Genomic DNA, 10,576 nt, shown 5'->3' with positions numbered 1-10,576 from the left:
CACCCGCCCCGGTGCCCTTCCGCGACCGCTTCACCCCGGTGCAGGACCCCAGGGTGGTCGTCGTGCTGTTCGCGACCACCGTCTGCTGTGTGGCCTCGTTCAGCGTCTACACGTTCATCTCACCGGTGCTCGCCGCGACCGCGGGGCTGCACGGGACGGCGGTGAGCCTGCTGCTGTTCTGCTACGGCGCGGGCGGTGCCGCGGGCAACGTGCTCGGCGGGCGCGCGGTGGACCGCTGGGGTTCCCGCCCGCCGCTGATGGCCGTCATCACGCTCGCGGTCGTCGTCCTCGCGGTGCTCCCGCTGGTGGCGCGCAACGTCACCGGCGCCGCGATCGTGCTGTTCCTGTGGGGCATGAGCACGTGGGCGTTCAACCCTCCCGTGCAGCACCGGCTCATCGAACTGGCGCCCCACACTTCCGGGCTGCTGCTTTCGCTCAACGCCTCGGCGATCTACCTCGGGGTCGGCCTGGCCGGCGTGGTCGGCGGATTCGTGCTGACGGCGGGCGGGCCGGGCGTCCTGCCCGAGTTCTCTTCGCTGCTGGACGTGCTCGGCCTGCTCGCCGTCGGATTCGCCTGGCAGCGTCGTCAGGTGGGTTCGCGCGGCGCCACCACTTCGCAGTCCGAGCCGGGGAAGATGAGCCCTTCGTGCCCGTCCGCGAACCTGACCAGGTAGGGCGGCTGCCCCTGCTCGCCGTGCACCTCGACGATCTCGCCGTGCTGCTCTCCGGCGCCGACCGTACGGCCGTGCACCACGATCCGGTCTCCCACGGTTGCGTGCATTGCCGGTACCTCCGGGAAAAACGGGACCTCCCATCGACCAGGGTAACGGGGGGTCCCCGGTCCGTCGAGTGGTCCACAGTGGACCGGAAGCGGCCGTCGCGGCACCTGATGGGGGCGCTCCTCCGGTTGCCGGTGCCGGGGGTCGCGCGCACGCTGATGGCATGGCCAAGTGCAATGTCTGCGGGAACGATTACGCCATGTCCTTCGAGGTGCGCACGATGACGGGCGACACCTACACCTTCGACAGCTTCGAGTGCGCGGCGCAGCGCCTCGCGCCGCAATGCGAATACTGCGGCTGCCGCATCCTCGGTCACGGCGTGGCCGTCGACGGCCGCTTCTTCTGCTGTGCGCACTGCGCGAGGGAGAGCGGCTCCGGGCGAGCCGCCGAGATCAAGGACACCGTCGGGTCCTACTCGGGCTGAGCCGGCCCGATCCGGCCCGGCTCACGACGAGCGGGCGGCCGCCTTGGCGGCCTTCTTGAAGGCGCGGACCTCGGCGAGGGTCTCCGCGCTGGTGACGTCCGCGATCGAACGCCGTGACCCCTCCTCGCCGTAGGCCCCGGCGGCCTCGCGCCAGCCCGCCGGGCGTACCCCACGCTGCTTGCCGAGCAGCGCCAGGAAGATGCGTGCCTTCTGGTCCCCGTATCCCGGCAGATCCTTCAACCGGCGCAGGACCTCCTTGCCATCGGGCGCACCCTCCGTCCAGATCGCCTCGGGCCGTCCGTCGTAGCGCTCCATCACGTACCGCGCGAGCGCGTGCACCCGCCTGGCCATCGAGCCGCCGTAGCGGTGGATGGCGGGCTTGCGCACGCACAGTTCCACGAACTCGTCCAGATCGGATTCCGCGATCGCGGCGACGCCGAACCCGCCCATCCGGTCCGCGATCTTCTTCGGCCCCGCGAAGGCGGTCTCCATCGCCACCTGCTGGTCCAGGAGCATCCCGGTGAGCAGGGCGAACGGGTCCTCGGACAGCAGCCGGTCGGCTTCGGCGTCGCCGGTGAGGCGGAGGGGGGCGGTCATGGGGCCATCCTGACACGCGCGGAGCACATGCCGCCTCTTCGCGCGTCCCGATGCGGCGCCGCGTCCGTGCCCGGGCCGCAGTCAGTGGCTGAGGATGTTCACAACGTTCCCGTTCGGGTCGCGGACGAAGAACCGGCGCACACCCCAGGGTTCGTCGGTCAGTTCGTGCACGATCTCCGCGCCGGCCGCCGTTGCCGCTCGGTAGGCCGCATCGACGTCGTCGACCTGGATCGAGGCCACGGGCACCACGCTCGCCGTCGCGTCGTCGGTCATCAGGCTCAACTGGACTTCGGGGCGTCCGGGCTCGGCCAGCGTGACGATCCAGCCGTGGTCCATGACGACCTCCATCCCCAGCACCCGCGTGTAGAAGCGCTTGGCTTCTTCGAGCGAGGTACCGGCGAGGTCGGGCACGATGCGGTGCACGGTCATCCGGCCATCCTGCCGGAATTCCGGTGAAAGCGCGGCAGTTCAGGCGAGGGGCGCGAGGGCTTCGGCGAGGGGTTCGAGGATGGCGGGCTTCGCGCCGATCGGCAGGTTGACCACGAGGAGGTCGACCCCGGCTTCGGCGAAGGCCGCCGCCTGCTCCGCGACCCGGCCCAACTCGTCTTCCGAGCGCAGGAAGACGTTCGTCGAGCAGGTGATCTCCGCCGGGTCCCTGCCCACTTCCCGGCACCGCTCCACGAGGATGTCCTTCAGCGCGAGCCATTCCCCCGGTGTCGCCATGATGGCGTTCCACTGCTGGGCCCATCGCGCCACGGCGCGCAGGGTGCGGTTCGGGCCGCGACCGCCGATGACGACCGGCGGGTGCGGGCGCTGCACCGGCTTCGGTTCGCAGCGGGCGTCGGTGAGCCGGTAGTAGCGGCCGGTGAAGGTGGTCGTCTCCTGGGTGAGCAGGCCGATGATCACCTGCACCCCCTCGTCGAAACGGTCGAAACGCTCACGCAGCGGAGGCAGTTCGATGCCGTAGGCGTCGCATTCCTGTTGGTTCCAGCCGGCGCCGAGGCCGAGTTCGAGCCGTCCTTCGGCGATCACGTCGAGGGTCGCGGCCATGTTGGCGAGTACCGCCGGATGCCGGTAGATCAGGCCCGTCACCTGGCAGCCGACGCGGATGCGCCGGGTCGCCTGCGCGAGCGCGGCGAGCATCGTCCAGCCCTCCAGGTTCGGGCCGTTCGTGTCGCCGGTCAGCGGGTAGAAATGGTCCCAGTTCCAGGCCGACTCGAACAGTGCGATGTCGTCCGCGGCGATCCAGACGTCCCGGATCTCGGCCCAGGTCTGGTGTTCAGGTACGGACTTGATGGCGAAACGCATCTCGCTCCTCCCACGCGGTCGTGGTTCCGCAAAGGAAGTTACGCCGGACCATGCGTGACCGGAAACGACGGCGGCGCGGCGACCCGGGCCGGAGGGCCCCGCGGAAACTGGGAGACTGGCGTTCGTCACCACTGAGGGCGCCGGCCCGCTCCCAAGCAGTACGCTTGTACCGCATACACAGTGCTGAGAACCAGACGCGAGGATCCGCGAGAGGAGCATTGCTGCTCATGGCCAAAATCAAGGTCGAGGGCACCGTCGTCGAACTCGACGGCGATGAGATGACCCGCATCATCTGGCAGTTCATCAAGGACAAGCTGGTCCACCCCTACCTGGACCTCAACCTCGAGTACTACGACCTGGGTATCGAGGAGCGGGACCGCACCGACGACCAGATCACCATCGACGCCGCCAACGCGATCAAGAAGCACGGGGTCGGCGTGAAGTGCGCCACCATCACCCCGGACGAGGCGCGCGTCGAGGAATTCGGCCTCAAGAAGATGTGGCGGAGCCCGAACGGCACCATCCGGAACATTCTCGGTGGTGTCGTTTTCCGTGAGCCCATCATCATCCGGAACATCCCGCGGCTGGTGCCCGGCTGGACCAAGCCGATCATCATCGGCCGCCACGCCCACGGCGACCAGTACAAGGCCACCGACTTCAAGGTCCCCGGCCCCGGCACCGTGACCATCACCTACACCCCGGACGACGGCTCCGAGCCGATGGAGTTCGAGGTCGCCCGCTACCCCGAGGGTGGCGGTGTCGCGATGGGCATGTACAACTACCGCAAGTCGATCGAGGACTTCGCGCGCGCTTCGCTGCAGTACGGCCTCGACCGCGGCTTCCCGGTCTACCTCTCGACCAAGAACACCATCCTCAAGGCCTACGACGGCATGTTCAAGGACGTGTTCGCGGAGATCTTCGAGAACGAGTTCAAGGCCGACTTCGACGCCAAGGGCCTGACCTACGAGCACCGGCTGATCGACGACATGGTCGCCGCGTCGCTGAAGTGGGAGGGCGGCTACGTCTGGGCCACCAAGAACTACGACGGTGACGTGCAGTCGGACACGGTCGCGCAGGGCTTCGGCTCGCTCGGCCTGATGACCTCGGTGCTGCGCACCCCGGACGGCAGGACCGTCGAGGCCGAGGCCGCGCACGGCACGGTGACCCGGCACTACCGCCAGCACCAGCAGGGCAAGCCGACCTCCACCAACCCGATCGCGTCGATCTTCGCGTGGACCCGGGGCCTGGAGCACCGCGGCAAGCTCGACGGCAACTCGGAGCTGGTCGGCTTCGCGGGCAAGCTGGAGCAGGTCGTCATCGAGACCGTCGAGAGCGGCAAGATGACCAAGGACCTCGCGCTGCTGATCGGTAAGGACCAGCCGTACCAGACCACCGAGGAGTTCCTCGCGACGCTGGACGAGAACCTGGCCAAGAAGATCAACCAGGGCTGACGTCACACTGGTAAAGGGCGCGTTCGGCCTCCCGCCGGGCGCGCCCTTTGCGTATGGTGCACCGGTGCGGGTCAAGGATGCCGGCGGCGAGCGCTGGTCGATCAGGCGGAAGTTCACGCCCTGGCACCGGGTGTTCCAGCCGGTGAACCTGGCGTCGGGCACGTACTTGCGTTACCGCGTCGAGCAGCCCAGCGAGAAGCAGCGGAACGCGCTCGCGAACGCCAAGCAGCGACGGGAAAAGCGCAAGGCCGAGCGGGAAAGCCGCCGGGACGAGCGTGAGATCAGCGGCTGGCAGTGGCTGTACCTGCTCCCGCTGCTGTTGGTCGCCGCGTTCGCGGTCGGTGCCGTGGGCCAGGCCGTCGAGGCCTTCGTGTACCTCGTGCAGTTCCTGATCTGGCTGGTCGTGCTCCCGTTCTACCTGGTGGAACTACTGCTTCGGTTCGTCGTGGGCGGGGTGCTGTGGCTGGCGCGGGCGACCGGACTGGCGCGCACCCGGATCGACGTGGTCGGCGGTGGCGAGCGGATCGCCTCACTGACCAGGATCCTCGTTCCCGGCTACGGCAACGCGGGACACCTGGTGCGGGCGCTGGGCGAAACCCGATCGAAGGCGTCTTGGCCGTTCGATCCGGTCCGTGAACCCGAGGTGGCGCGCCTGCTGGCCGGGGCGCGGGCGGAGGTCGTCGAGCACACCGGTTGGCAGACGGAACCATCACCGGTCGTGACAGGGGAGTGACCGGCATTGGCGCCTCCGGGTGGTTTCCGCCCGGTCGTCTGGTCCCCGTGACCGCGGGATGGCTACCCTGACCGGGAGTGTTCTTGATCATCGTCGAGGAGCCCCCCGTGATACTGGGAATTCCGAAGCGCACCCTGACCATCATCGCGGTGCTGGTGGGGGTCGGGCTCATCTACGTGCTGGGTGCGGACAAGCGCACCTCCTCGGGCGCCACCCCTGGTTCGACCGGCTGCGTGATGGCGGTGACGGCGGATGTGCTCAACGTGCGGTCCGCGCCCGACCCGAACGCCGGGATCGTCGGGAAGTTCAAGAAGGACGCCCAGACCGGCGCCGAACTCGACGTCCAGAACGGCTTCCGCAAGCTCGGCGACAACAAGTGGGCCGCGGCCGAGTTCCTCAAGCCCGCCCAGGGCAACTGCGGCTGAGGCGCCGGGGAGCGCGCGGTCAGAGGGTGAGGACCAGACCTTCGGTCGCCGCGAGGACCTCCCCGCCGAACCGGGCGCGAGCTTGGCGTACCGGCACTTCCCGATCGCTGCCGGGCCAGAAGTGGGTGAGCAGCAGGCGCCGGGCGCCCGCCCTGGCGGCCCAGTCCGCCGCCTCGCCGGCGGTCATCAGGTACCGCGGCTCGGTGTCCGGTGGAGCGTCCCGGAGCGTGGCTTCGGCGATGAACAGGTCCGCGTCCCGGGCGAGTTCGGCCAGTTCCGGGCTCGGCCCGCCGTCCCCGGTGTAGGCGATCGTGACGCCGGGTGCCGACAGGCGCACCCCGTAGTTCGGCACATGGTGTGGCAGGAGCCGCGATTCGAGCCGGAACGGGCCGACGGTCGCCGGTTCGGCGAGGTCGTGCGGGTCGAACACGGTGGTCGGGTGGGGCCGGGGCTCCAGCGCCTCCAGGACCCGCAGCACGCCCGGCGGGCAGTACAACGGGAGTCTCGGCGCCCCCTCGGTGAACTGGCGGAGCCTGCCCAGCGCGCTGACGTCCACGCAGTGGTCGGGGTGCTCGTGCGTGACGACCACCGCGTCCACGTCGCCGTCCAGGCGTGAGGCGGTCCCGTATCCGAGGTCGAGGACGAGGCGGAAGCCGTTGCAGGTCACCAGGAATCCGCTGCAGGCCCGGCCCGGTTCCGGCCACGCGCCGCAACTGCCCAGCACGGTCACTCGCGTCATGGCCGCAGTGTCCCAGCTTTTGTCGGTGGGCGCGGGTAGTCTCCGCGTCGTGGTCACCGTCTCCAGCGTCAACGTCAACGGCATGCGTGCCGCCGTCAAAAAGGGCTTCGTCGAGTGGCTCGCCGCCAGCGGGGCCGACGTGATCGCGTGCCAGGAGGTACGGGCCGAGACGAGCCAGCTGCCTCAGGACGTGGTGGCTCCGGCGGGCTGGCATGCGCACCACGCGCCGTGTGCCACCAAGGGGCGCAACGGGGTTTCGGTGTACAGCCGGATCGAGCCGGTCGAGGTGCGGGTCGGGTTCGGCGAGCCGGAGTTCGAGGACAGCGGCCGGTATCTGGAGGTGCATCTCCCCGGCCTCGTGGTGGCCAGCCTGTACCTCCCCAGCGGTGAGGCCGGCACCGAGCGGCAGACGGAGAAGGAGCGCTTCATGGCGGCCTTCCTGCCGTATCTGCGGGAACTGCGGGCGAAGACCGAGGCCGCGGGTGCCGAGGTGATCGTGGCCGGGGACTGGAACATCGCGCACGCCGAGATCGACCTGAAGAACTGGAAGAGCAACCGGAAGAACTCGGGTTTCCTGCCGGAGGAACGGGCCTGGCTGAGCCGCGTCTACGACGAGGGGGGGTATGTCGACGTGCAGCGCAGGCTCGACCCGGCGGGCCCCGGGCCTTACACCTGGTGGTCCTACCGCGGCAAGGCGTTCGACAACGACTCGGGCTGGCGGATCGACCTCCAGGTCACCACGCCCGGACTGGCCCAGCGGTGCACGTCGGTCGTGGTGGAGCGGGCGCCGAGTTACGAGCTGCGCTGGTCCGACCACGCCCCGGTCACCGCGACCTACGACTACGACCTGCGGGCATAGGACTGGGTGCGCGTGGTTCGCGTGGCGGTCCGCGGCAAGCGGCTCCGCCACTTCGGAACGAGGAGGCTTCATGGGTGACGATGGCGCGGCCCCGATCGGGGCCGACGGGCTGCGGGTGTCCGACGAAACCCCGGACGGGCAGGCGGAACCACTGCTGGCCGACCGCAACCCGCTGCCGTTCCTTGGTGATCGCCTCGGCGCCCAACTGACCTTCCTGATCGAAGCCGATCGGCTCAAGACGGTGCTCCGGCAGTCGCCGCTCGCGGCCGCGGACCGGCGCGAGAACGACGCGGAGCACTCGTGGCATCTCGCGCTGATGGTGAGCGTCCTCGCCGAGTACGCCGACGAGCCGATCGACGTCGGGCACACCGTGCAACTCGTGGTGGTGCACGACCTCGTCGAGATCTACGCGGGCGACACCCCCGTGTACGACGTGCAGGCCCGCAAATCCCAGGCGCAGCGCGAGCAGGCCGCGGCCGAGCGGCTTTTCGCGCTGCTGCCGCCGGATCAGGCCGCGTCGTACCGCGCCCTGTGGGACGAGTTCGAGGCCCGCGTCACGCCGGAGGCCCGGTTCGCCAAGGCCATGGACCGGCTGCAGCCGTTCCTGCTCAACTGGATGGCCGGGGGCGGTACCTGGCGCACGCCCGGCGTCACCGCCGACCGCGTCCGGAAGCGCCGCGACCTGATCACCGACGGTTCGGCGCGCCTCGGTGAGGCCGCGGAGTCGATGATCGAGGAAAGCGTGCGACGCGGCTGGCTCCCGCCCGCTCCGCAGAACGGCACTCTGACGTAGCACCGCGGGTGGAGCAAGGGATGTTTACTACGGTCCCCCTCGTCGCGCTCATCGCGGCGGGCGGGGCACCAGTTCGGCGAGCCGGTCCAGAAACGGTTGCTGACTGGCGAGGATCTTCTCCCGCGCCTGGTCGATCCCGAACCAGGCGACGCGGTCGAGCTCCGGGAAATCCTGGAACCGGCCCGAACCCCGGGGCCATTCCATGCTGAACGTGCCGGGCACCACCAGTGCCGGGTCGAGATCGGCCTGAAGCGCCCACGCGGTGACGACCTTGCCCCCGGACTGGCGGATGCTGCCGAGGGCGGTCAGCTCCCCGGACGGAACCGGCAGGCCCAGTTCCTCCCGGAACTCGCGGCGGGCGGCCGCCTCCGCTTCCTCGCCCGGGTCGTACTCGCCCTTGGGCAGCGTCCACCCGCCGGCGTCCCGGCGCGCCCAGAACGGCCCGCCCATATGCCCCAGCAGGACTTCCAGGCCGCCACTTCCCTTGCGGTACAGCAGGATTCCCGCGCTCTGGCGGCCGCTCACGCGGCGAACGCCTCGTCCAGCAGGGTGCGCCAGGCCTGCTCGGTCTCGTCCTTGCCCGCGCCGCCGAACAGATGGTGGGCCGCGTCCACGGTGCCCCCGAAGTGGTTGCGGCCGAAGACCCGGTACAGCGCGTCGGTGGTGCGGAGGCCGAGAAAGTAGGGATTCAGGTAGTCGACGACCGCGTCGACCGGGGCGAGGCCGGGCAGTGCGAGCCGGATTGTCTCGCCTTCCCGGGTGACGCCGAGCACTTGCTTGACCGATTCCATGGCCTTTTCACCGGAGGAGGCGGCGGGGCCGGAAACGGCGGCGTAGGCGGCGGTGCGGCCGGGGAAGTACTTGAGGTACTGGCCGAGGGTGTGGAGGTAGAAGTCGGTGTGCTTGGCGGTGCCGTCGTACTGGTTGTCCCAGTCGTCGGTGAACACGCCACTGTGGACGTACCGGAGGACCGCGGTGCCGCCGTCGCGGGCTTCGACGACGTACTCCAACGCGTTGAACCAGCCGTTTTCGCCCTCGACGCGGACCGCGAACCGGTTCGGCGGCTCCCAGGCGCGGACCTTCGGATCGTCGGTGACCCCGCCGATGGCGGCGTCCATCTCGACCGGGAACATCCAGTTTGCGGTGCCCGCGGTGACGGCTTCGAAAACCGCTTCCGGAGTGGCCTCCAGCACGATTTCCCGCTTGATTTCGAATTCCTTGGACATGTGTTCACCCTTCCTTTCCGGTGGCTTTCTTCAGTGTGGGATGCAAGGCGACGACAAGGCGGTGTCCGCGGCCGCCCGGCGCGTTTTCGGCGTGGTATTTCGCGACGAGTGCCTTGACCGCCGTGCCGAGTTCCTCGGCGAAGGCGGCCCGGTCCGCGGCGGTGGCGAAGCGGATCTCCGAGTCGATCGCGTAGGTCGCCAGGCGCTGCCGGGCGGCGGCGGCCCCGGCGATGAGGTCGCCGACCTCCCGGACCAGCCGGGCGGCCAGCGCCAGCAGCCAGCGCGCCGAGAGCTGATCGGGCGCGCGGCCCGGATCGGGGGCCACGTCGGCGAGTGCGGTCGGCGAGATGACGTACGAGGCGGCGGTGGCCTGCATGACCCGTTCGGTGACGTTGCCCTTCCGGCGCTCCTCGACGAGCTCGATCAGGCCGTGTCGTTCGAGCGCCCGCAGGTGGTAGTTGACCTTCTGCCGGGACAGTCCGACCTGCGTGGCGAGTGTGGTGGCCGATCCCGGCACGGCGAGCGCGGCCAGCAGTTTCGACCGGACGGGGTCGAGCGAGACCTCGGCGGCGGCCGGATCGTCGATCACGGTGACTTCGAGCATGGGATCACGGTCGCACCGAAAAATAATCCTGTCAAGACAGCTCAAACTTTCGGTTGGCCGCCCCGCACTCGGAGAGTCGCGAGGAGCTCCGCGGTCGCCTGCTCGACGGCGTCCACGGCTCGCTCGAAGGCTTCGGCGTTGTGGGCGGCCGGCTGCCGGAAGCCGGAGATCTTGCGGACGTACTGCAGGGCGGCGGCGCGGACGTCCTCGCTGGTCACCTGCTCGGCGAACGGGGGCCGGAGGGTTTTGATGCTGCGGCACATGACCCGCATTCTCCGCTCGTCGAACTCCGGCGACACGATTTTGGGTGGACCCCCTGTGCGGGAGACTCGGATGGGCGCTAATCTCTGCCGCGCAACGACGGAAAACCCCGGGGCTTGACACGCTCGGTAGTTTTCACAAGGAAATACCCACCCATTAGTGTGACAGTCGTTCTAGGGCGAGAAACTCGTCGCGGGAGGCATCCCGGTGCACAGCCGAAGCACCTTGCTCAGGTTCCTGATGCGGATGAGCGTGACCCTGGTGGCGGTACTGGCCACCGGAACCGGAGTCGCGGCGGCGGCCGAGACGTCGAAGGCCGCGACCGAGGCCGAGACGCTGTCTCTCGGCGTGCTCGGCCCGGTGGGGCTGGCCGCCGT

16 protein-coding genes are annotated in these 10,576 nt (G+C 69.5%); 7 read left to right on the top strand and 9 right to left on the bottom strand.

All coding sequences use genetic code 11. The annotated features are described in order from the left end of the window. A partial coding sequence (locus FNH05_RS22340; RefSeq protein ID WP_144590669.1) for an MFS transporter occupies nucleotides 1-674 on the top strand: 674 nt, incomplete at its 5' end. Here the strand turns inward: FNH05_RS22340 and FNH05_RS22335 are convergent. Beyond that, on the bottom strand, nucleotides 587-781 hold the full coding sequence (locus FNH05_RS22335; protein WP_144590668.1) for a DUF1918 domain-containing protein: 195 nt from the start codon (nucleotides 779-781) through the stop codon (nucleotides 587-589). The two genes, FNH05_RS22340 and FNH05_RS22335, sit on opposite strands and share 88 nt — an antisense overlap. 161 nt (nucleotides 782-942) lie before the next feature. On the opposite strand from FNH05_RS22335, the gene FNH05_RS22330 reads away from it, so the two are divergent. Next, nucleotides 943-1,203, top strand: a complete 261-nt coding sequence (locus tag FNH05_RS22330; RefSeq protein ID WP_144590667.1) for a Prokaryotic metallothionein — start codon at nucleotides 943-945, stop codon at nucleotides 1,201-1,203. 21 nt (nucleotides 1,204-1,224) lie between these two features. On the opposite strand, the gene FNH05_RS22325 is transcribed toward FNH05_RS22330, so the two are convergent. From FNH05_RS22325 to FNH05_RS22315, 3 genes are all read right to left on the bottom strand, one after another. After that, on the bottom strand, nucleotides 1,225-1,800 hold the full coding sequence (locus tag FNH05_RS22325) for an HhH-GPD-type base excision DNA repair protein (protein WP_144590666.1): 576 nt from the start codon (nucleotides 1,798-1,800) through the stop codon (nucleotides 1,225-1,227). An 81-nt stretch (nucleotides 1,801-1,881) separates the two neighbouring features. Next, complete coding sequence (locus tag FNH05_RS22320; protein ID WP_144590665.1) at nucleotides 1,882-2,229, bottom strand: VOC family protein; 348 nt, start codon at nucleotides 2,227-2,229, stop codon at nucleotides 1,882-1,884. 39 nt (nucleotides 2,230-2,268) lie between these two features. Then, a complete protein-coding gene (locus FNH05_RS22315) occupies nucleotides 2,269-3,108 on the bottom strand; it encodes an LLM class F420-dependent oxidoreductase (RefSeq protein WP_144590664.1) in 840 nt (279 codons plus the stop codon). A gap of 227 nt (nucleotides 3,109-3,335) precedes the next feature. Here FNH05_RS22315 and FNH05_RS22310 point away from each other — a divergent pair, with 227 nt between their 5' ends. The 3 genes from FNH05_RS22310 to FNH05_RS22300 all read left to right on the top strand — a co-directional run bounded on the left by FNH05_RS22310 (nucleotide 3,336) and on the right by FNH05_RS22300 (nucleotide 5,717). Continuing rightward, the gene (locus tag FNH05_RS22310; protein WP_144590663.1) at nucleotides 3,336-4,559 is read left to right on the top strand and encodes an NADP-dependent isocitrate dehydrogenase; all 1,224 of its coding nucleotides are present in this window, start codon (nucleotides 3,336-3,338) and stop codon (nucleotides 4,557-4,559) included. 64 nt (nucleotides 4,560-4,623) lie between these two features. After that, nucleotides 4,624-5,292, top strand: coding sequence for a hypothetical protein (locus FNH05_RS22305; protein ID WP_144590662.1), 669 nt, complete (start codon nucleotides 4,624-4,626; stop codon nucleotides 5,290-5,292). A 107-nt stretch (nucleotides 5,293-5,399) separates the two neighbouring features. Beyond that, on the top strand, nucleotides 5,400-5,717 hold the full coding sequence (locus FNH05_RS22300; RefSeq protein WP_144590661.1) for an SH3 domain-containing protein: 318 nt from the start codon (nucleotides 5,400-5,402) through the stop codon (nucleotides 5,715-5,717). A gap of 19 nt (nucleotides 5,718-5,736) precedes the next feature. On the opposite strand, the gene FNH05_RS22295 is transcribed toward FNH05_RS22300, so the two are convergent. Beyond that, on the bottom strand, nucleotides 5,737-6,456 hold the full coding sequence (locus FNH05_RS22295) for an MBL fold metallo-hydrolase (protein ID WP_144590660.1): 720 nt from the start codon (nucleotides 6,454-6,456) through the stop codon (nucleotides 5,737-5,739). An 82-nt stretch (nucleotides 6,457-6,538) separates the two neighbouring features. Between FNH05_RS22295 and FNH05_RS22290 the strand changes: the two genes are divergently transcribed. Together FNH05_RS22290 and FNH05_RS22285 are read left to right on the top strand one after the other, a co-directional pair. Continuing rightward, entirely contained in the window at nucleotides 6,539-7,315 is a 777-nt protein-coding gene (locus FNH05_RS22290; protein WP_425458475.1) for an exodeoxyribonuclease III, read from the top strand. A gap of 70 nt (nucleotides 7,316-7,385) precedes the next feature. After that, nucleotides 7,386-8,108, top strand: a complete 723-nt coding sequence (locus FNH05_RS22285; RefSeq protein ID WP_144590658.1) for an HD domain-containing protein — start codon at nucleotides 7,386-7,388, stop codon at nucleotides 8,106-8,108. Nucleotides 8,109-8,156: 48 nt separating this feature from the next. Here FNH05_RS22285 and FNH05_RS22280 read toward each other — a convergent pair whose 3' ends face one another. From FNH05_RS22280 to FNH05_RS22265, 4 genes are read right to left on the bottom strand one after another with little or no spacing between them, the layout of a single operon-like run. Beyond that, nucleotides 8,157-8,633 (bottom strand): NUDIX hydrolase, encoded by a 477-nt coding sequence (locus tag FNH05_RS22280; protein WP_144590657.1) that lies wholly within the window; start codon nucleotides 8,631-8,633, stop codon nucleotides 8,157-8,159. Further along, nucleotides 8,630-9,334, bottom strand: a complete 705-nt coding sequence (locus tag FNH05_RS22275) for an SRPBCC family protein (protein ID WP_144590656.1) — start codon at nucleotides 9,332-9,334, stop codon at nucleotides 8,630-8,632. The genes FNH05_RS22280 and FNH05_RS22275 overlap by 4 nt, the downstream gene beginning before the upstream one ends. A 4-nt stretch (nucleotides 9,335-9,338) precedes the next feature. After that, complete coding sequence (locus tag FNH05_RS22270) at nucleotides 9,339-9,938, bottom strand: ArsR/SmtB family transcription factor (RefSeq protein WP_144590655.1); 600 nt, start codon at nucleotides 9,936-9,938, stop codon at nucleotides 9,339-9,341. Nucleotides 9,939-9,979: 41 nt separating this feature from the next. Beyond that, on the bottom strand, nucleotides 9,980-10,201 hold the full coding sequence (locus tag FNH05_RS22265) for a DUF2277 domain-containing protein (protein ID WP_144590654.1): 222 nt from the start codon (nucleotides 10,199-10,201) through the stop codon (nucleotides 9,980-9,982). Nucleotides 10,202-10,576 lie beyond the last annotated feature (375 nt).

The sequence above is a fragment of the Amycolatopsis rhizosphaerae genome (assembly GCF_007713715.1).
In the GTDB taxonomy this organism is placed as follows: domain Bacteria; phylum Actinomycetota; class Actinomycetes; order Mycobacteriales; family Pseudonocardiaceae; genus Amycolatopsis_E; species Amycolatopsis_E rhizosphaerae.
Note: the sequence above shows the minus strand (reverse complement) of the source record. Positions and strands in the feature narration are given on the sequence as shown.

What these genes read in the sequence shown, in the direction of transcription:
- FNH05_RS22335 (WP_144590668.1), bottom strand. Translation starts at nt 781, where the DNA reads ATGCACGCAACCGTGGGAGACCGGATCGTGGTGCACGGCCGTACGGTC.
- FNH05_RS22330 (WP_144590667.1), top strand. Translation starts at nt 943, where the DNA reads ATGGCCAAGTGCAATGTCTGCGGGAACGATTACGCCATGTCCTTCGAG.
- FNH05_RS22325 (WP_144590666.1), bottom strand. Translation starts at nt 1,800, where the DNA reads ATGACCGCCCCCCTCCGCCTCACCGGCGACGCCGAAGCCGACCGGCTG.
- FNH05_RS22320 (WP_144590665.1), bottom strand. Translation starts at nt 2,229, where the DNA reads ATGACCGTGCACCGCATCGTGCCCGACCTCGCCGGTACCTCGCTCGAA.
- FNH05_RS22315 (WP_144590664.1), bottom strand. Translation starts at nt 3,108, where the DNA reads ATGCGTTTCGCCATCAAGTCCGTACCTGAACACCAGACCTGGGCCGAG.
- FNH05_RS22310 (WP_144590663.1), top strand. Translation starts at nt 3,336, where the DNA reads ATGGCCAAAATCAAGGTCGAGGGCACCGTCGTCGAACTCGACGGCGAT.
- FNH05_RS22295 (WP_144590660.1), bottom strand. Translation starts at nt 6,456, where the DNA reads ATGACGCGAGTGACCGTGCTGGGCAGTTGCGGCGCGTGGCCGGAACCG.
- FNH05_RS22290 (WP_425458475.1), top strand. Translation starts at nt 6,539, where the DNA reads ATGCGTGCCGCCGTCAAAAAGGGCTTCGTCGAGTGGCTCGCCGCCAGC.
- FNH05_RS22285 (WP_144590658.1), top strand. Translation starts at nt 7,386, where the DNA reads ATGGGTGACGATGGCGCGGCCCCGATCGGGGCCGACGGGCTGCGGGTG.
- FNH05_RS22275 (WP_144590656.1), bottom strand. Translation starts at nt 9,334, where the DNA reads ATGTCCAAGGAATTCGAAATCAAGCGGGAAATCGTGCTGGAGGCCACT.
- FNH05_RS22270 (WP_144590655.1), bottom strand. Translation starts at nt 9,938, where the DNA reads ATGCTCGAAGTCACCGTGATCGACGATCCGGCCGCCGCCGAGGTCTCG.
- FNH05_RS22265 (WP_144590654.1), bottom strand. Translation starts at nt 10,201, where the DNA reads ATGTGCCGCAGCATCAAAACCCTCCGGCCCCCGTTCGCCGAGCAGGTG.